The organism is Nostoc flagelliforme FACHB-838, assembly GCF_014698065.1.
Lineage (GTDB): Bacteria > Cyanobacteriota > Cyanobacteriia > Cyanobacteriales > Nostocaceae > Nostoc > Nostoc flagelliforme_B.
On record NZ_JACJSI010000085.1, the window covers coordinates 1 to 19,830 of the forward strand.

A 19,830-nucleotide genomic window follows, 5' to 3' on the forward strand; every position below is an offset into this window, starting at 1 on the left:
AGAGTTCACTGCTCATCCGCGCACCCATCTCAACAGATGTCCTCCAGACTACCGGGAAATGGTGCTAATAATGTTTGAGGATTCGTACAATTGCCGTATTCCTTTCTCCTCAAGGCATTAATTCTTCTTGTCATCCTCAAATGAGCGAACCGACAGCTCAGAGGACATAGTGCGTCTGTTTGGGCAGCTACTTTCAGTCCGGACGGCAGTTTTATAGCTTCGGCGGGTGCAGAAAACCTTGTTAGACTCTGGCAGAGTGAAAATCCATTCCAAAAGAGTATCGTAGCCCATAGAGGAGGGATTTGGTCAATAGCGATCGCCTCCGACAGTTCCACCATTGCCACAGCCGGCCACGAAAATACTGTTAAATTTTGGAGTCGTCAAGGCAAATTGCGGAAAACTTTGACTGAGAAAAGTTTAGCCTCCCAAGTTTCTTTCAGTGAGGATAATGAGTTAATTGCTCTTCCTGGTGAAGATAATACGGTAAAACTCAAGCGGCAAGATGGTAAATTAATCGCTAGTTACAAAAACCCTTATGGCAAAATGACAGGGGTGTTATTAAGTCCCGATGGTCGAGCGCTCGTCATAGCTAATGTTGACAATAATGTTCGGATATGGCAACTAGGTCGCTCTAAACCACAGATTCTTAAAGGACATCAAGGCGAAGTATGGGAAGTTGCATTTAGTTCCGACGGCCGGCTGCTTGCCTCAGCCAGTAACGATGGCACTGTTAAGCTATGGACTTTACAAGGTAAGCTGCTCAAAACTCTTGTTGGACATTCGGCGGCAGTATGGATAGTTGCCTTTAGTCTTGACGGTAAGATGGTGGCTTCTGGAAGCGGTGACAATACCGTTAAGTTATGGACACTGGAGGGCAAGTTGCTGCAAACATTCATTGGTCACACAGCTGCGATTTGGGGGGTAGCGTTTAGTCCTGATGCTAAAATACTTGCTTCTGGCAGTGGAGATGGAACCGTTAAGCTTTGGAAACTCGATGGTACAGAACTAACAACTCTTAAAGGGCATACCTCTGCCATTAGGAAAATTGCTATCAGCCGCGATGGAACAATGCTTGCTTCAGGCGGTGATGACAACACGCTCGTTCTTTGGAATTTGCAGCGAATTCTCCAACTAGATGCACTGACTTATGGTTGCAAATTGGTGCAGGATTATCTGAAAACTAACACAGAAGTTGAGAAAGGCGAACGCTCACTCTGCGATCACTCTAATAACTATTAAGGCATTGCATGAACCTATTCCACTATTCTAAAAATTCCTACTTCCTTTCGGAAATTGTGAAAACCTTAATTTTTTGTTTTCAGTTCTCAATAAGCTTAAGCGGGGATTGCTTCAGGGCGGCCGCATCATGTCAATAAGCATACTTTATTGAGAATAGATTTAAAATCAATGTCATTAAGTTTTGCTTATTGCGAAAGTTTTAGGCGATCGCTTTGGGGCTTAAAAAATAATCAAGCTCGAAATCCTGATTTTTTCGTTGGTTCTTAACCTTCGTTGTGATCAAGAGTAATTTAGATGCGTTTGCCCTGGGGATTGCTTGTGTTGATGGGGTACTGGTGAATTGCGAGGAGTAACATGATTGCCTAACATGGCAAATGAGGAAGGAGTGCGATCGCTTGCAGGACGCTGCCATCAAGGACAATTACCTGATCCATTCCGGCACTGTTCAATAGCTTGAAAAGCTGTAATCCTTATAGAGCATAACTTAGACCAATAAAGCGTGCTATTCCGTTATGACCCATGTAAAGAGATTTTTATAATAAGAAAGATATTACGAAGTTAATATAAAGCAATCGAGCTATTATATGAAGTTTATTTGAATGTTAGCTTAACGGTCTTAACTGTCTTAACTGTCCTTGAATCTTTGCCATAGTTATAAGAAGATATCTGAGTGTAAAAAGTGCAGTAGGGTTTATTTACTGTTAGATGCCACAAGCAAAGTGATTCAAAAGACATCATATTTTAAAAATATGGCGTTGCATATTTGCGGGATGATTTGGCAACTTCTAAAATTCTCCCCCTGCTTCCTCTGCCTCCCCTGCCTCCCCTGCTTGCCTCAATTCATCCCACTGTTCTGCAACGCCAAAAATATTTATGGCGTTAACGAACTTTATTGAAATAAAGTTAAATGCATATGCTTAAAAGATTTTCAAGAGTGGTGAACAATCTGATGACCTTGCCTTTGGGCAACTGAGCTTCTATCTATTTTTGCATCGAGTGTTGAATAGTAACTTTATCCAATTATATTAGGGAGATCCAAGATGCGATTTGTTCTAGAGTTAATTCATCGCTCTAGGTAAAAAATTCAAGTTAAAGCCTTGAAAATTTTATAACTGATTGATGAAAGTTCCATTTTTTAGGGACAACGTGATTCTTTATCTGACCAGATGGAAGTTAATCACGCCTTGCGAAGCTGGTAAAAAGGAGCAATCACAAACATCCTCGGTTGAGGTAACACTGGTTTTAATAAAGAGCCTCTATAGGGAGGGTTAACTGACACAAAAAATTTCCTAAAAAGACATCCTACTTCCTATCAGGGAAAACCGATGTTAGCACGCCAATTTAACATGGCTTCAATCAAGACAATGAGCTTAAACTGATAAATTTAAATGTACAATGACTTCAAGCAAGCAACCTTTTGAGTTACCGAGTTTTTATGTACCTTGGCCGGCACGGCTGAACCCAAACCTAGAAGCGGCACGGGTACATTCTAAAGCTTGGGCTTATAAAATTGGAATTTTGGGTGGAGTAGAGGAATCGGAAGATTATGGCATTTGGGATGAGCGTAAGTTTGATGCCCATGACTATGCGTTATTGTGTTCTTACACCCATCCAGATGCTAATGAAGCAATGCTCAATCTGGTAACTGATTGGTATGTTTGGGTATTTTTCTTTGACGATCACTTTCTTGAGCTTTACAAGCGTAGCCAAGATATGGCCGGGGCTAAGAAGTACCTCAATGGACTGCCAGCGTTTATGCCTGTGCAGCCTCAAGAAACGCCGCCAGAACCTACCAATGCCGTAGAACGGGGTTTAGTAGACCTCTGGGATCGCACCATCCCCAATGCCTCCCAAGACTGGGTAATCCGGTTTTCTGAGAGTACCATCAATCTTCTCAAAGAATCTCAGTGGGAACTCGCCAATATCAGCCAAAATCGAGTTGCTAACCCGATTGAGTACATTGAGATGCGCCGTAAGGTGGGGGGAGCGCCCTGGTCAGCTAACCTAGTGGAACACGCGGTTGGGGCAGAAATTCCCGCAAAGATCGCCCCGACTCGACCAATGCGTGTCCTCAAAGACACTTTTTCTGATGGGGTACATCTGCGAAATGACATCTTCTCTTACCAAAGAGAAGTGGAAGAAGAAGGGGAAAATGCAAACTGTATCTTGGTTTTAGAACAATTCCTCAATGTCAGTACCCAAGAGGCGGCCAATCTCACTAACGATTTACTAACATCTAGGGTGCAACAGTTCGAGAACACCTTTGTCACAGAGCTGCCTTCTTTGTTCGAGGAATATAGTCTGAGTCCCGATGAGCGTCTGAAAGTAGTCCTATATGCCAAAGGACTTCAGGACTGGCAGTCGGGGGGTCATGAGTGGCATACGAGATCGAGCCGCTACATGAACCAGACATCAGACAAATCTTCAACAGCAAGCTGGTTTTTAGGCGGCCCCACTGGACTAGGCACATCGGCGGCCCGTCTGGGAGCTTTATCCGATAGTTTGGGATTGAAACGGTTCAAAAGCTTCACTCATGTCCTCTATCAGCCTGTAGGGCCAGTAACTCTGCCGCAGTTTTATATGCCCTTCTCCACCAGTTTGAATCCCCATCTAGGAGAGGCTCGGCGGCATTCTAAGGAATGGGCGCGTCAAATGGGGATGTTGGACGTACTGCCAGGGATGCCGGGCATTTACATCTGGGATGATCACAAATTCGATGTGGCCGACGTAGCTTTATGCGGTGCCTATATTCATCCTAATGGGTCTAGTCCTGAGTTGAATATCACAGCCTGCTGGCTGGTTTGGGGAACATACGCCGATGACTACTTTCCGGCATTATATGGCTATAACCGAAATATGGCAGGGGCAAAAGTTTTCAACGCTCGGCTATCAGCATTTATGCCCCTTGATGGGAGTTCTATTCCCGAACCAACGAACCCAGTCGAACGGGGTTTAGCGGATATTTGGGCGCGGACGGCTGGGCCGATGACAGCTAATGCTCGTCGCCAGTTTCGTCAAGCGATCGAGGATATGACCGAAAGTTGGTTATGGGAACTGGCTAACCAAATCCAAAATCGCATTCCCGACCCTATAGATTATGTGGAAATGCGCCGTAAGACCTTTGGCTCCGATCTAACCATGAGCCTGTCTCGACTGTCCCAAGGAGACGAGATCCCATCAGAGGTATTCCGCACCCGAACCATGCAGGGAATTGAGAATTCAGCCGCCGATTTCGCCTGTTTGTCGAACGATATTTTTTCTTACCAGAAAGAAATCGAATTTGAGGGCGAGATTAATAATGGTGTACTGGCGGTTCAAAATTTCCTTAACTGCAATATCCCCCAGTCCGTCGCCATTGTTAACGACCTAATGACCTCTCGTGCGCTTCAGTTTGAACATATCGTTGCGACTGAACTCCCTATTTTGTGTGACGATTTAAACCTGGATACCAGTGCCCGTCAGAAACTGTACGGATACGTCAAGAAACTGGAACAGTGGATGTGCGGCGTACTCAAGTGGCATAGAGCAGTAGACCGCTATAAGGAATTTGAATTGCGGAATAACTCCACAGAACAGCGTTTACTCCAAGGCCCTACAGGCTTAGGCACTGCCGCGACCCAGATTAGACCAAGTGTCGTTCAGAAAACAACTCAAACCAATGTTGGACCAATAGTGCAGAACGTACTGAGTAGTCCGACAGGGTTAGGGACTTCAGCGATCAAAATCGGAATGCTGTTAGGAAGGAAAGGTTAGGCACAAGACACGAATAAATCAGCCCAGCCGTATCAATAATATTTTTGGCAAAACCGAGATATCTAGGCGCTTTCGCCTTGAGGGCGAAAGCGACGGCTGGGCTGATTTATTTATTGGATCTCCCTTAGCTCAATCTGAGTCCCTATTCCGCTCAATCAAATAACTTGTCAACAAACATTACCAATGGAGATTCATCATGACTAATACAGCAAACACTCCCTTAGAAAATCAAATCGAGCAACTGCCAATGGCTTTGCAGACTGAAGCGGCACGGAAATTGGCAGGCACCACCAAAACTCAACCCCAGATGCAGGGAATTACCTCACGGTGGCTCTTAAAACTACTGCCTTGGGTAGAAACCGTGGGGGGTAGCTATCAGGTCAACCGCCGCTTAACATATACTGTTGGGGATGGACGGGTCAGCTTTTCTAATACAGGGGCCCAGATACAGGTCATTCCGCAAGAACTCACTGAGCTACCTTTATTGCGGGGATTTGAAAATGTCGAGGTGTTAAACACCTTAGCTAGTCAATTTCTACAACAAGAATTTGCTGCGGGTGATGTGATCATCCAAGAAGGTCAACCAGCCGATAGAGTATTGCTAATTGCTCATGGTAAAGTCAACAAAATTGGTGCAGGCAAGTATGACGATCGCGTTGTTTTGAGTGTATTAGCCGATGGCGATCATTTTGGCGATTACGCTTTAGTAGAAGGCCAGGATACTTGGGATGTGACTCTCACAGCCATTACCCGTTGCACTATCTTGTCTCTGCCTCAAGCAGCTTTTCAAAACCTGGTTAACCAGTCTGAAGCTTTACAAGCGCAAGTGGATCAATTTAGGGCAAAATTGCGCGAACCCCAAAACCAATACGGGGAAGCCTCGATTGATATTATCTCCGGCCACCTTGCAGAGGCAGTATTACCTGGGACTTTTGCAGATTATGAACTCAATGCACGAGAATATGAGTTAAGTGTCGCTCAAACCGTTTTGCAAATCAATACGCGGGTTGCTGACCTCTACAACGAACCCATGAATCAGACTGAGGAACAATTGCGCCTCACCATTGAAGCATTACGGGAACGCCAAGAACACGAAATGGTTAACAATCGTGACTTCGGACTGTTACACAATGCCGATCTCAAACAACGCATCTTTACTCGCAGCGGCCCTCCAACTCCTGACGATCTCGATGAATTGATCTCCATTGTTTGGAAAGAACCGAGCTTTTTCTTAGCTCATCCCCGCACCATTGCGGCGTTTGGTCGGCAATGCAACGCTCTTGGACTTTATCCTAACCCTATCCCTATGGGTAACAGTGCAATTCCGGCTTGGCGTGGTATTCCCATCTATCCTTGCAATAAGATTCCCGTGACGAAAGAGCGTACTAGCTCGATCATGTTAATGCGTGTGGGAGCAACCAACCAGGGTGTTGTTGGTCTGCATAAAACTGGCATTCCTGATGAATATCAGCCTAGTTTGTCTGTCCGCTTCATGGGTATTAACGAAAAGGCTGTTATTTCTTACCTAGTTAGTGCTTACTACTCTACAGCCGTTCTTGTGCCTGATGCACTAGGCATCCTTGAAGATGTAGAAATTGGTCTCTAAGTAGTCGGTCGGATATTCTCTTCAAAGTCGGGGCGAACGACCGTTCGCTTTTACTCTTTGATGCTCTCTCTTAGGAATGTAAATTTAGTTGCATGAAACGTTAACTTTATGACAGATGCTTTGATTAGGCCTGATTTAGACCAAGAAAACAGGCAACTCCAGATGAGCTTAAGCACAAAAGGGGCGCGGAATTTAGCCAAAACCACGAAAACTCCGCCCCAGATGCAAGGCATTACCCCCAGGTGGTTGTTACAGATGTTGCCTTGGGTACAAGTTAGGGGTGGGGCCTATCGGGTTAATCGTCGCTTGACTTATGATGTTGGCAGTGGACGGGTCAGCTTTACTAATACAGGGGCCCAGGTGCGGGTCATTCCCCAAGCCCTTTGTGAACTATCTTTACTGCGTGGTTTTGAGGATATTGAGGTACTCAACGCTTTAGCAGACCGCTTTGTACAACAAGAATTTGCCCCAGGTGAGGTAATTGTACAGGAAGGTCAACCAGCCGACCAGGTGTTATTAATTGCTCATGGTAAAGTTAATAAGCTGAAGGCAGGCAAATATGAGGCGGAAGCTTTACGAGATATCTTAGCTGATGGCGATTGTTTCGGTGGCGAAGCTATAGTTCTATCTCAGGAAACTTGGGAGGTTAGCCTGAAAGCTGTTACGCGCTGCATAGTTTTGTCTTTGCCGATACAGGCGTTTCGGGAGTTGATGAACCAGTCTGCAACGCTTCAGGCTCAGGTCGATCGCTTTAGAGCTATATTGAGCAAACCCCAGGATAGGCATAATCAAGCGGCGATCGCCCTGACTGCGGGTCATGGTCAGGAAACTGAGTTACCCAGGACATTTGTTGATTACGACTTGAAACCACGGGAATATGAGTTAAGCCTCGCTCAAACCATTTTACGGGTGAATACACGAGTTGCTGACCTCTACAACGAACCCATGAACCAGACGGACCAACAATTACGGCTGACTATCGAAGCGTTGCGGGAACGGCAAGAATACGAAATGCTAAATAATCGTGATTTTGGATTGTTGCACAATGCCGATCTCAAGCAACGCATCTTTACCCGCACTGGGCCACCGACTCCAGATGATTTTGATGAATTGCTCTCTCGGCGGCGCAAATCCCATTTTTTCCTAGCTCACCCTCGCGCGATCGCTGCTTTTGGCCGGGAGTGTAACCGTCGTGGCATCTATTCCCCAAGCACGGAGGTCAATGGAAAGATTTTACCTGCATGGCGCAACTATCCGATTTTTCCTTGTAACAAAATTCCGATCACTAAAGAGGGTACTAGCTCTATTTTGATATTCCGAACCGGAGAAGAAAACCAAGGGGTGATAGGTCTACACAAAACGGGTATCCCTGATGAATACCAACCCAGTTTGTCTGTGCGGTTTTCGGGTATCAACGAAAAAGCGATCATTTCTTATCTAGTCAGCGCCTACTACAGCGCAGTTATACTCATTCCCGATGCACTTGGCATTCTGGAAGATGTCGAAATTGGTCGCTGAGGGAAGGGTAAACCTGACTTTTTTAGCAGTGATCAAATTAAATGTCGTCGTGACAAATTGCTGTTTTTGAAATAAGTAGAGTGTTGTTTGATAGTTTCCTCCAACCAGTTTTTGTTTATTAGGTATAGTACTGTAATCTTAAAAATTAATTATTTATGGTGAATACTCAAATCTTTGAATGGTCATCTGTTAAAGAAACTAGCTTTGACCTTAAGGCTTATTTATCAGAACGGCGATCGCTTGTTGAAGCAGTGCTTGAACAATCAATCACTGTAGTCTATCCAGAAATACTCTATGAATCCATGCGTTATTCTCTGCTAGCTGGAGGAAAGCGCCTACGCCTTTGAGTTTCTTGTGCTTCAAACCAAAGGAGTTGCTGGCCAGCAGTTATTGCAGGTTGTTGCTCAGTTGGCTCATGCAGTAGCAGCAACAGGTCTAGTTGGCGGTCAAGTTTTAACTTATGAATTCATTTATTTTTTAAAATCCAAAATCTTTTAAGTAAAATTAACTGAAGCATTTTTGGATGCGAGCGCAACTCAAACATAATTTTGAGCCACTTTCCAATAGCGCGAGAACCGTTTCAGGTCAATATAGCCGTCATAGTCAAAAAATGGTTCTACCTCTAGCACTTCCACTGTTATAGAAGGCTGCATTTGATTACAGATATCATCAAACCGGGGACTTGGACTATTGGCTGTGACAATTAAATTGGCATTATGTTCTTGAGCAAAAGCTAAAATTTCTTGTGCCACATCGCCACGACGAATAACAACGGGTAACTCTAGCAAACATTCGTATATGAAAGCGAGACGTTTAAGACTGAGTTGCCATTCTTCTATCAAAGCCTCGTCCCAAACCCAGATAGCTGGGGCATCAGGGTATTTTTGTAATGCCGGATTATTTGGACTGAGGCAGTCTCCATGTACCCAAACAATTGGTTTAGTCATTTGTCATTTGTCATTTGTCATTTGTCATTTGTCATTTGTCATTTGTCATTTGTCATTATTCTCTTCCTTGTCTCCCTTGTCATCCCCTACTCTCCCTGTTCCCCTGCTTCTTCTTTCCACGCTGCCAACTTTGGCTGTTAGCTTGTTTGCTAAATTCCCCTTTGGGAAAAAGTCGCTGTTCTAATTCTTCATAACTCCCTTCAAAATCACAATGACCGTAAAGCGGACATTTCTGGCAATAAATGCCTTTGGTGTAGCGTTCTAAATTTTCACGGTTGAAAAAATAAGGTTTCTGACTAAACGTACTGGCAACCCACTGCCACGACATATTATTACTAGCAGGATCACCATCTAAAAGGTGTTCGAGAAACCACTTGGCTCCTGCTTGCCAACGAATACGCTGCCAATGGACAATGTAAGCCGCTAGCCACATTCGTGCGTGGTTATGTAGATAGCCAGTTTCTTTCAAATCACGGCTGAAGCTGTCAATGCAAACTCTGCCTGTGGTTCCCTGTCTAATATCTTGCGGCAATTCGGCTGCATATTCAGCCATAGTGTAACCAGTTTTGTACTCTTCCTGATCTTTCCAGATTTCATCCCCTAACTTGATATATAACCGTTGCCAGTAGTCGCGCCAACCTAACTCGTTAATTAGTTTCGTAGCATCGTTTTGTTGCTGTACCCGTTCAAGGACATAATCTCGAATTTCTCGCAAACTTAAAACGCCATAACGGATGTAAGGCGAAAGACGCGTGACCGCACCTGCGAAGAAATTACGTGTTTGCGCGTAGCTTACTGGGTCAATTTTTTGCAGTGCGTTTTCTGCTGCTTTGCGTCCCCCCACAGTTTCGCTGATGTGGTCATCGCGTTCTGCTGCACCAGGGAATTGTTCGCGCAGGTAGGCTACCAACTCATCGCGGTTGGTAAATTTGCGTTGCATATCTTTAGGCATCTGAACTTTGAAGGGTGGGAATAAATAAACAAAAACATTTGTAGGCTAAGTCATTATTATCGCGGATAAATATAAGCGATCGCTCTCAACCTTATGAGAGAAATTTTTTATGGTAAACAAAGATGAATCAGTGCATAGCCCAACTCAGACATCACTGTGATACTGATTTTATCCAGGCTATCAGTAATTAAAGCTAAAATATTAGATAAATCTATCACCTTTCGACCTGATGAGCCTGTGCATCAATCCTAACTGCCAAAATACTGACAACCCTGATAATCTACTGCGCTGTCAAAGCTGTGGCTCTGAATTGCTACTAGAAGGGTGTTATCGAGTAACACGAGCTATAGGCCAAGGTGGCTTTGCTAGAACATTTGAGGTAAGCGACAGTGGGAAGCTAAAAATTTTGAAGGTTCTTATACTAAATCAAGCTAAAGCGGTATCACTTTTTCAGCAAGAAGCTGAAGTTTTAAAACGATCGCAATCTCTCACACCCCTATCATGAGCAACATTCCCCAAGTCGGACAACCAGCGCCAGATTTCTCCACCCCTGACCAAAATGACAATTCAGTTACTCTTGATGACCTCAGCAGTCAGTGGGTTGTCCTCTACTTCTACCCAAAAGATGACACACCGGGTTGTACCACCGAAGCGAAAGATTTCACCGAGTTGTATCAAGATTTCAGCGAACTGGGAGCAAAAATCTTAGGCGTAAGTCCAGATTTGGGTAAATCCCATTGTAAATTTATTAACAAACATAATTTGTCAATCACCCTTTTAAGTGACCCAGAATATATTTTGATCGAAGCCTACGGCGCTTGGCGATTGAAAAAATTTATGGGCAAAGAATATATGGGTGTTGCTCGCTCAACTTTTCTAATTTCACCTGATAAAATTATTGCTTATGCTTGGCCTAATGTGAAAACCAAAGGTCATGCTCAAGCAGTTTTAACTAAATTACGGGAATTAGCAACCACATAAGCGACTAAATGCAGGTATAGTTACACCAATGCTACGTGAATCATATTTATAGTCATAAAGCAGGATGTGAGCAGCTTATTTGAGCAAGCGATCGCCGATGCACTGAACTGAGTCAATCCTCAAAAAGTTAATTTGAGTCAAAGTTTGAGTTAATAATTATGTCTATTCGTCCTATATATCTTGATTGCCACGCAACTACAACCGTAGATGAGCGGGTACTAGCAGCAATGCTTCCCTACTTTACAGAAAAATTTGGCAACCCAGCAAGTATTGGTCATGTTTATGGTTGGGAAGCAGAAGCTGCTGTTAAGCAAACGCGAGAGATTTTAGCAGGAGCAATTAACGCCACACCAGAAGAGATTGTTTTTACCAGTGGTGCAACAGAAGCGAATAATTTAGCTATTAAAGGTGTTGCCGAAGCTTATTTTAAAAAAGGTCAGCATATTATTACTGTTGTCACTGAACATAGTGCAGTAATTGACCCTTGTAATTATTTAAAAACTCTCGGTTTTGAAATTACTATTCTCCCCATCCAACAAGATGGATTGATTGATTTAACTGAGTTAAAAAAAGCTTTCCGTCCTGAGACGATTTTGGTGTCGGTAATGGCTGCAAATAATGAAATCGGTGTGTTGCAGCCATTGACAGAAATTGGGGAAATGTGCCATGAACACAATATCATTTTCCACACCGATGCCGCGCAAGCTATTGGTAAAATTCCCTTAGATGTGCAAGCGATGAAAATTGACTTGATGTCGCTAACAGCACACAAAGTATATGGCCCCAAAGGCATTGGAGCGCTATACGTCCGCAGACGCGATCCCAGAGTAAAACTGGCTCCCCAGCAGCATGGCGGCGGACATGAGCGGGGGATGCGCTCTGGTACATTGTATACACCGCAAATTGTCGGCTTTGGGAAAGCTGTAGAAATCGCTTTGGCTGAACAAGCAACAGAAAACCAACGCCTCACTCAGTTAAGAAAAAGACTATGGGAACAGCTTTCGCAAGTTGAAAGAATTCATCTCAACGGACATCCTGAAGAACGATTGGCGGGAAACTTAAGTATCAGTGTTGAGGGAGTAGATGGAGCTGCGCTTTTGTTAGGATTGCAGCCAGTAATGGCCATATCTTCTGGTTCTGCTTGCTCGTCAGCAAATACTGCACCTTCCCATGTTCTCACAGCATTGGGACACCCCCAACAGCTAGCTTATGCCTCGGTAAGGTTTGGTATTGGTAGGTTTAATACAGAAGAGGAGATTGATATTGTGGCGAAGCATGCGATCGCTACTATTCAAAGTTTACAAAATAAACGGTAAGTATAAAAGCCAGCAAAGCCTCTTTTTTGGGCAATCGTATATTTAGGAAGAGATATTATTTGTGCGATCGCCCATATCAAAAACATTAAATTCAATTCCTTCTAACTTCAGCCTCAAAGCTTCTAATAAGAGGTTTACCCTTTCTTCAATAAAAATGCTTAGGGCGTGTTCAGGAAGTGCATCGCCTCTTGACCATTCAAGAATAGTTGTCGGTATAAGATGAGAGTTTAGCACCACCTCTAAACCAGATTCGTCATATTCTTTGAGATAATCTAATGGATTTTTATCGCTAATTTTCAAATTAGTTATTTGAGAGAGATAGGCAATATTCATCAAACTATCAGATTCTATTTGACTCGTAATGCCACTCTGCTTAATAAAGTTAACTGGAAATATATGGTGCAGGTTAGGTTTATCTGTTAGCAGATAATAAACATCAGACAAAACATCTCTATGAGGTTTTGCTCAATCCTGCGGCTTTTGGTTTGCATAAAGTGATAGTATTGCTCTGGATAAGCGACCTCTATAACTGTAGAAAGATTTCCTTATTGAATTTTTATCAATATCAAATTTATTGAATGAGTAACTATTATTAGCCTTTTGTTGATTAACAAAATCTATATGTTGCCATAGGTGAGTAGTGTTTGTTAGTAATTCTGCATTAGGAAAACTATAATACCAAAAATACTTAGTTAAAAAACTATAATCTAGTTTAGGATTACGATAAAAGTATGCTGTGATAGTCAGGTATAAATATCGGTAAGGAATTAATCTTCCACCTTTAATATGCAAAATATTATCAAAGAAATCAAAAGTTTTAGCAACGGCTGTTTTAAAATTAGACCATACAGCTTCAATTTGTTCTGTTTTCAGCTTATTAAGATACATATCAGTAATATTTTGTATCCCAGCTTCGGGAAATTCAAGTTTTACTACTACAGCTAGCATCTGGAGCAATGTCCAATTATCAATATTGGCATATTGACTACTAGAAATAGTTTTTTTAAATTTATCAAATAATTCCCGAAGATAGAACCCAGTGATATTATTTGTGTTATTTTCAGAACGAAAAGTCTTAGCAACTACAATATCAAAGATATCCAAGGGTTTGCCAGCCTGATTAATCCGCTCAAATATTTGACACACTTCTGCAACTTCAATACCTCTTAACTCAATAAAGGAGATTTTGTAACTAGCCAAAACTTCCCTAATTCTCCTAAATTGTTGCATATAAGGATGATCGAATTCTCCATTAACACTTACATAAATATTTCTTTCTATTTGCCCACGGTCTTTAATTATATCTATTAAGCTGACAATTAGTTTATCCTGATAACGTTGTTTTTTTCCAATATTTGCTTGTAGCTGACCATTTTTGTCATCGATTTCGTCCCAAAACAAAAACCTTTTTGCATAGCTTGTATCATCCGTTGCATCAGTAAGTTTAACAGTTAAGTCTATATATAGTGTTGGATCAAAGTTTTCGTTATTAGCAAGTTTACCCTTACTCCCATGTATCGATGTTAATAGAGAAGTTGTTCTTTGTTGTCCATCTAAAATGTATTGGTATTCATTAGAGTAAAAATTATCAGCAAATTTTATACCACCTATTTCTCTATGACTTTCTAGCTTTGTATTGGTTTTCCAAATTAGAATACTTCCTAAAGGATAAAACTTATAAATACTATCCCAAAGTTTTTTTACATTCTCTTTCTCCCAGACAACATCTCTTTGAAAAGTTGGAATTTGATACTTGTTTGATAAAAGATTTTCCAAATAGAGAGCAATACTCTGATCATCCGACTTAATGCGTTCAGTAGATGTAAACATCGAGTTAACCTTACCTAACTTTGAGTAAATATCAAGATTGATGTGTAAATTTTACTTTTTTCAGTAAAATTCCATACAAAGGTAACTGATATTTAATTAAGTGGCAACTCAGATTTTAGAAAATCTCTGCAACCTTTCTTCCATGCCAACGTTACCCTGTAAGCCTCCTGTGTGTACCAGCAACAAACGATCGCCTTTACAAAAAAATCCTTGCTGTAGTAAATCCATCACTCCGTAAAACATTTTGGCGGTATATACGTAATCAAGGGGTACGCCATGTTGCTGTGTGAACTGCTGGCTGAACAGTAGCAACTCATCGTTTACCTTTGCATAACCGCCAAAGTGGTAATCACACATTAATTCCCAGTTAGATGGTGCGGGTGAACCAGAGGCGAGGTAATTTGTCAAGAAAGTTTCGATTTCTTGTGCAAGAAATGCCCCATTTTTTAATACGGGAAAAGCGATCGCTCTTTGTCCTTCATGCAACGAAAGCGCAATACCAGCCAGTGTGGTAGCTGTACCGCAGGCTACGCATATATGATCAAATGCGTAGGCGTAGCCAGCCGTAAGCATCGCATTACTAACTATCTCTGTGCAACCGCGCACACCATTTAAATTACTCCCACCTTCGGGAATGATAAAAACCTCGCCGAAGCGTTGTTGCAGATATTCTTGTAGCGCTGGTGTGTTGCGCTGTCGATACATCTCGCGGTTCAGATACACAAGCTGCATACCCTGCTGTACAGCAAAACTCAGCGTCGGATTCAATGGTAGCCTCTCCTCACCACGAATTACACCAATGGTACGGAATCCGAAAAGATTACCAGCCGCCGCAGTTGCATAGATGTGATTAGAATAACCGCCGCCAAAAGTAAGCAGCGTCGTGAAATCTTTCTCCTTGGCCTCCAAAAGGTTGTATTTCAGCTTGAACCACTTATTGCCGTTAACCCACGGGTGCATTAGATCGAGGCGCAGCACATACAAATCAACACCAGCGTTGCGGGTAATTTCGCTATTGATTTGCTGTAGAGGAGGAGGAAGAAATATTAACGACATCCCTAAAAATCATAACTTATAGTTGACATTCTCTCACGTTCATTATTGAACATAAAACTAATGATAAACATTGAGTTACTCAATGGTATCTCAATCAAAATAAAGAATAACTCTTTCTAATGATTAGCTTTAGAAATTGGCATTTTACTAATTGAGTATTTCAGGTAAATATAAGAAACATAACACTTGCTCCAGATAATATTTTGTTGGAGAAAAATATGGTTGCACTCACACAGGTTACTCAAGTTATTCCCAATCCAGGACGTTTGACGATTCAAACTGTTGAAATTGCTCCTCAAACCACAGCTATCCGTTGTCTCGACTGGGATAGAGAACGTTTTGATATTGAGTTTGGTTTACGCAATGGGACAACCTATAATTCTTTCTTAATTCAGGGAGAAAAAATTGCATTAGTTGACACATGTCACCGCAAGTTTGAGGATCTATATCTTGAGGTAGTGGCGGGATTAATTGATCCAGCTAAAATAGATTACTTGATTATTAGCCACACAGAACCAGACCACAGTGGCTTAGTAAAAGATATTTTGCAATTAGCTCCTTCCATTACTGTTGTTGGTGCTAAGGTAGCTATTCAATTTCTGGAAAATATGGTTCACCAGCCTTTTAAATCAATGCAGGTGAAAAGTGGAGAGCGATTAGATTTAGGCAACGGACACGAATTAGAATTTATCTCTGCACCTAATTTACACTGGCCTGACACAATCTTGACTTATGACCATAAGACTTCCACTCTCTACACTTGTGATGTGTTTGGAATGCATTACTGTGATGACCATACCTATGATGAAAATATTACTTTAATAGAGGAGGATTTTAAATATTATTATGATTGTCTGATGGGGCCTAATGCCCGGTCTGTTTTGACAGCTTTAAAGCGGATTGAAAAGTTAGAAATAGCAACAGTTGCCACGGGACATGGCCCTTTATTACAAAACTATATTTCCGAATGGCTCGGACGATATCAAAACTGGAGTCTAGAACAAGCAAAAACAGAGACATTAGTGGCTCTATTTTATGTTGAAGATTACGGTTATAGTGAGCATTTAGTCCGTACCATAGCTCATGGATGCGCGAAAACAGGTGTGGCAGTAGAATTAGTAGACCTCAATAGTACCGAGCCTCAAGAAGTTCGAGAATTAGTTGCACAAGCTTCTGGTTTAGTAATTGCAATGCCAGCCCAATTTTCGGTGATGGCTCAAGCTGCTTTAAGTACAATTTTAGCTGCTGTTCACAAGAAGCAGGCGATTGGTTTATTAGAGTCGGGAGGAGGAGAAGATGAACCTGTTTATCCTTTACGTAATAAGTTTCAAGAACTAGGATTAACTGAAGCTTTTCCTCCTATCTTAGTTAAGGAAATTCCTACCCAAGCAACGGAACAACTTTGTGATGAAGCGGGGACAGATATGGCCCAATGGTTAACCCGCGATCGCACCATAAAACAAATCAAATCTATCAATAGCGAACTAGAAAAAGCTTTAGGGCGGATTAGCACAGGATTGTATATTATCACCGCCAAAAAAGGAGAAATTCAGAGCGCAATGTTTGCTTCTTGGGTGACACAAGCGAGTCTTGAGCCTTTAGGAGTAGCGATCGCAGTATCCAAAGATCGGGCAATTGAATCCTTAATGCACGTTGGCGATCGCTTTGTTTTAAACGTTTTAGAAGAAGGCAAATATCAAGGATTAATGAAACATTTCTTGAAACGTTTTGCTCCTGGTGCAGACCGCTTTGCCGGAGTGAAAACATATCCAGCTAATAATGAATCTCCCGTTTTAGCTGAAGCTTTAGCTTACATGGAATGTGAAATTACTAGCCGCATGGATTGTGGAGATCATTGGGTAATTTATAGCACAGTCCAAACTGGAAGAGTTGCCAAGCTAAATGGACTTACCGCCGCTCATCACCGCAAAATTGGCAATCATTACTAATTAGTCATTTGTGATTGGTCATTATTTCTCCCTGCTTCCTACAGACGCGATGAATCGCGTCTCTACAAAATCACAAAAAACTATGTATAAAACTGCTGAGAATACTACTCCAATTACTATGTACGAGATCAATCGAGGGCGCGTGGTACGAACCTTAGAGTTTATCCAAGATGTAATTGTGATTTGTTTGTGTATCGGTTTATTTAGTTTCATGGTGCTTCAGGTGAGAGATATGTTTCTCTCCTTACTTCCGCCTCTAGCTTTTCATGCTGTTACTGCCGATATTCTCTTTTTACTCATCTTAGTTGAGTTATTCCGACTGCTGATTATTTACCTACAGGAACATCGAGTATCTATTGGGGTAGCTGTAGAAGTTTCTATCGTTTCCGCCTTGCGAGAAGTCATTGTTAAAGGTGTTTTAGAAACAAGTTGGAGTCAAGTTTTAGCAACTTGCGCCTTTTTATTAGTGTTAGGAATACTACTTTTCCTCCGAGTTTGGCTACCCCCAACTTTTGAAGGTATCGACCCAGAACAAGAAGTATCTAAACGTTATAAAAGCCGAGTCAAGTCTGAATTAATCCAAAACAATAGTCATTAAGACGCAATTAATCGCGTCTGTACTAGGGAGGAGAATCTTCTTGCCCCATCCCTAATTCCCAATGATTAACAGAGGTTATTATGTCTGCAAATACTTTAACTACCAGCCATCCAAGAGATGTACAAGTTGCTGAAATTGGTAGAAATACTCTGATTTTGCGATCGCGGACTTGGGAACGACTAAAATTTGAGGTAGAGTATTCCCGCCAACGGGGAACTACGGCGAATTCTTATCTGATTCAAGCTGATAAAAAGGCTTTAATTGACCCTCCCGGTGAATCATTTACCGAAATTTACCTTCAGCAACTTGCAGAACATCTAGACTTTACCACCTTAGATTACATTGTTCTCGGTCATGTCAACCCCAACCGCAGAGCCACTTTGGAAGTATTGCTCTCTCAAGTTCCTCAAGTTACTTTAATTTGTTCTCGTCCCGCCGCCAACGCTCTAAAAACCGCCTTCCCCGAATGGGAATCACGTATCCAAGCGGTGCGATCGCAAGATACTCTAGATTTAGGACAAGGACATCTTCTATCATTTATCACCGTACCAACTCCCCGTTGGGCCGATGGGCTTTGTACTTACGATCCTGCCACGAAAATTCTCTACACAGACAAACTTTTTGGCGCTCATATTTGCGAAGATACCTTATTTGATGAAGATTGGAAGGGATTAGACGCGGAACGCCGTTACTATTTTGAATGTCTCCATGCGCCCCAAGCCAAACAAGTCGAAGCAGCATTAGATAAAATATCGGTTTTGTCAGCCAGATGTTACGCCCCAGCACACGGCCCAATTGTTCGTTACAGCCTGAGTCGTTTTACTTATGATTACCGTCAATGGTGTCAAGGGCAAAAATCTCAAGAATTGAATGTCGCTTTGTTTTATGCTTCTGCTTATGGAAATACAGCAATTTTGGCAAATGCGATCGCTCAAGGTTTGATTCAAAATGGAATTAATGTAGAGTCGGTTAACTGTGAACTAACAGACTCGGCAGAAATTACCCGCATTGTCGAAACCTGCGATGGCTTTATCATCGGTTCACCCACTTTAGGCGGCCATGCACCAACTCAAATTCAAACTGCTTTAGGAATAGTTCTCTCAGCGACGGCTAAAACTAAGTTAGCAGGGGTGTTTGGTTCTTACGGTTGGAGTGGCGAAGCAATTGATTTACTAGAAAGCAAGCTGAAAGATGCTAATTATCAACTAGGATTTGAAACAATTCGGGTGCGTTTCAGCCCAACTCCTGAAATTCTCCAGCAGTGTCAAGAAGCAGGTGCTTCTTTCGCCCAAAACTTGAAGAAAAGCAAAAAATTGCGTACTTTCCGCCAGATTGTGACAGAAACCCATGTAGATCGTACCGAACAAGCTGTAGGGCGGATCATTGGTTCTCTGTGTGTTGTGACAACTCGTGATGAAGAAACTCACAAAGGCGTTTTAACTTCTTGGGTATCGCAGGCAACTTTTAACCCACCAGGAATTATGATTGCGATCGCTCAAGAGCAGAATGCAGATTTAATGCATCATCCTGGTGATAAATTTGTGCTGAATATCCTCAAAGAAGGAAGAAATGTGCGACGCTATTTTTCTCGTCATAGCACTTTAGGAGATAACCCCTTTGCAAATCTGGCTACAAAAACTGCTCTTAATGGTTGTTTGATTCTAAATGAGGCATTAGCCTATTTAGAATGTACGGTGCAAAATCAGCTTGAATGTGGCGATAGATGGTTAATTTATGCCGTCATCGATCATGGTGAAGTGTTGGAAAATGATGGTGTCACCGCTTTAGAGCATCGTAAATCTGGCAGCTATTATTAATAGTTACTAGTAAAGGGGATTACAGCGCCAGCTTGATAGTTGATATAAATACATAGAACATGGGTAGGGGCGTACATCTGTACGCCCCTACAATTATATAGTGTTTCTCGTTCTCGCTTACTTTAAACAAAGCAATTAGTTCAGTAACTTTGGGTGCAACTTTACACAGGGATTTAGCACAAACACGATCAATCGCTAACTGAGCGAAATGGGCGTACCACCAGGCTGACAGGGTGCGTTCGCATGAATAATGTGATGAGGTTAGAAT

The 19,830-nt window shown here is 42.2% G+C and carries 17 protein-coding genes and 1 pseudogene; 13 read left to right on the forward strand and 5 right to left on the reverse strand.

The window, feature by feature from the left end:
* Positions 1–162: 162 nt before the first annotated feature.
* From H6G97_RS54885 to H6G97_RS27700, 7 genes and pseudogenes are all read left to right on the forward strand, one after another.
* Positions 163–366 (forward strand): annotated as a pseudogene (locus tag H6G97_RS54885) (WD40 repeat domain-containing protein); the annotation flags it as partial.
* Positions 367–402: 36 nt separating this feature from the next.
* A complete protein-coding gene (locus tag H6G97_RS27675; RefSeq protein WP_242055293.1) occupies positions 403–1,239 on the forward strand; it encodes a WD40 repeat domain-containing protein in 837 nt (278 codons plus the stop codon).
* Positions 1,240–2,634: 1,395 nt separating this feature from the next.
* Positions 2,635–4,992, forward strand: coding sequence for a family 2 encapsulin nanocompartment cargo protein terpene cyclase (locus tag H6G97_RS27680; protein WP_242055296.1), 2,358 nt, complete (start codon positions 2,635–2,637; stop codon positions 4,990–4,992).
* A gap of 196 nt (positions 4,993–5,188) precedes the next feature.
* Positions 5,189–6,598, forward strand: a complete 1,410-nt coding sequence (locus tag H6G97_RS27685) for a family 2B encapsulin nanocompartment shell protein (RefSeq protein WP_190943778.1) — start codon at positions 5,189–5,191, stop codon at positions 6,596–6,598.
* A 108-nt stretch (positions 6,599–6,706) separates the two neighbouring features.
* Positions 6,707–8,116 carry a family 2B encapsulin nanocompartment shell protein gene (locus H6G97_RS27690; RefSeq protein ID WP_190943779.1) on the forward strand — a complete coding sequence of 470 codons (1,410 nt, stop codon included), beginning with the start codon at positions 6,707–6,709 and terminating at the stop codon, positions 8,114–8,116.
* A gap of 155 nt (positions 8,117–8,271) precedes the next feature.
* On the forward strand, positions 8,272–8,463 hold the full coding sequence (locus H6G97_RS27695; RefSeq protein ID WP_190943780.1) for a hypothetical protein: 192 nt from the start codon (positions 8,272–8,274) through the stop codon (positions 8,461–8,463).
* 7 nt (positions 8,464–8,470) lie between these two features.
* Positions 8,471–8,614 (forward strand): hypothetical protein, encoded by a 144-nt coding sequence (locus H6G97_RS27700; RefSeq protein ID WP_190943781.1) that lies wholly within the window; start codon positions 8,471–8,473, stop codon positions 8,612–8,614.
* Between the two features lie 38 nt (positions 8,615–8,652).
* Here the strand turns inward: H6G97_RS27700 and H6G97_RS27705 are convergent, their stop codons facing one another.
* Together H6G97_RS27705 and H6G97_RS27710 are read right to left on the reverse strand one after the other, a co-directional pair.
* The gene (locus H6G97_RS27705) at positions 8,653–9,063 is read right to left on the reverse strand and encodes a hypothetical protein (RefSeq protein WP_190943782.1); all 411 of its coding nucleotides are present in this window, start codon (positions 9,061–9,063) and stop codon (positions 8,653–8,655) included.
* Positions 9,064–9,142: 79 nt separating this feature from the next.
* Positions 9,143–10,015, reverse strand: coding sequence for an FAD-binding domain-containing protein (locus H6G97_RS27710; RefSeq protein ID WP_190943783.1), 873 nt, complete (start codon positions 10,013–10,015; stop codon positions 9,143–9,145).
* Positions 10,016–10,244: 229 nt separating this feature from the next.
* Between H6G97_RS27710 and H6G97_RS27715 the strand changes: the two genes are divergently transcribed.
* From H6G97_RS27715 to H6G97_RS27725, 3 genes are all read left to right on the forward strand, one after another.
* Positions 10,245–10,520: a 4-Cys prefix domain-containing protein gene (locus H6G97_RS27715; RefSeq protein WP_190943784.1), complete on the forward strand. Its 276-nt coding sequence runs from the start codon at positions 10,245–10,247 to the stop codon at positions 10,518–10,520.
* The gene (bcp, locus tag H6G97_RS27720; RefSeq protein WP_190943785.1) at positions 10,517–10,996 is read left to right on the forward strand and encodes a thioredoxin-dependent thiol peroxidase; all 480 of its coding nucleotides are present in this window, start codon (positions 10,517–10,519) and stop codon (positions 10,994–10,996) included. The genes H6G97_RS27715 and bcp overlap by 4 nt, the downstream gene beginning before the upstream one ends.
* A 158-nt stretch (positions 10,997–11,154) precedes the next feature.
* Positions 11,155–12,312, forward strand: a complete 1,158-nt coding sequence (locus tag H6G97_RS27725; protein WP_190943786.1) for a cysteine desulfurase family protein — start codon at positions 11,155–11,157, stop codon at positions 12,310–12,312.
* A gap of 42 nt (positions 12,313–12,354) precedes the next feature.
* On the opposite strand, the gene H6G97_RS51430 is transcribed toward H6G97_RS27725, so the two are convergent.
* The 3 genes from H6G97_RS51430 to H6G97_RS27735 form a co-directional block, all read right to left on the reverse strand.
* On the reverse strand, positions 12,355–12,756 hold the full coding sequence (locus tag H6G97_RS51430; protein WP_199349697.1) for a hypothetical protein: 402 nt from the start codon (positions 12,754–12,756) through the stop codon (positions 12,355–12,357).
* A gap of 21 nt (positions 12,757–12,777) precedes the next feature.
* A complete protein-coding gene (locus H6G97_RS27730) occupies positions 12,778–14,142 on the reverse strand; it encodes a GmrSD restriction endonuclease domain-containing protein (protein WP_199349699.1) in 1,365 nt (454 codons plus the stop codon).
* 108 nt (positions 14,143–14,250) lie between these two features.
* Entirely contained in the window at positions 14,251–15,198 is a 948-nt protein-coding gene (locus H6G97_RS27735; RefSeq protein ID WP_190943787.1) for a 1-aminocyclopropane-1-carboxylate deaminase/D-cysteine desulfhydrase, read from the reverse strand.
* A gap of 218 nt (positions 15,199–15,416) precedes the next feature.
* Here H6G97_RS27735 and H6G97_RS27740 point away from each other — a divergent pair, with 218 nt between their 5' ends.
* The 3 genes from H6G97_RS27740 (at position 15,417) to H6G97_RS27750 (ending at position 19,562) form a co-directional block, all read left to right on the forward strand.
* Entirely contained in the window at positions 15,417–17,147 is a 1,731-nt protein-coding gene (locus H6G97_RS27740) for a diflavin flavoprotein (RefSeq protein ID WP_190943788.1), read from the forward strand.
* An 82-nt stretch (positions 17,148–17,229) separates the two neighbouring features.
* On the forward strand, positions 17,230–17,745 hold the full coding sequence (locus H6G97_RS27745; RefSeq protein ID WP_190943789.1) for a phosphate-starvation-inducible PsiE family protein: 516 nt from the start codon (positions 17,230–17,232) through the stop codon (positions 17,743–17,745).
* An 80-nt stretch (positions 17,746–17,825) separates the two neighbouring features.
* Positions 17,826–19,562, forward strand: a complete 1,737-nt coding sequence (locus H6G97_RS27750; protein ID WP_190943790.1) for a diflavin flavoprotein — start codon at positions 17,826–17,828, stop codon at positions 19,560–19,562.
* The last annotated feature ends 268 nt before the right edge of the window (positions 19,563–19,830 follow it).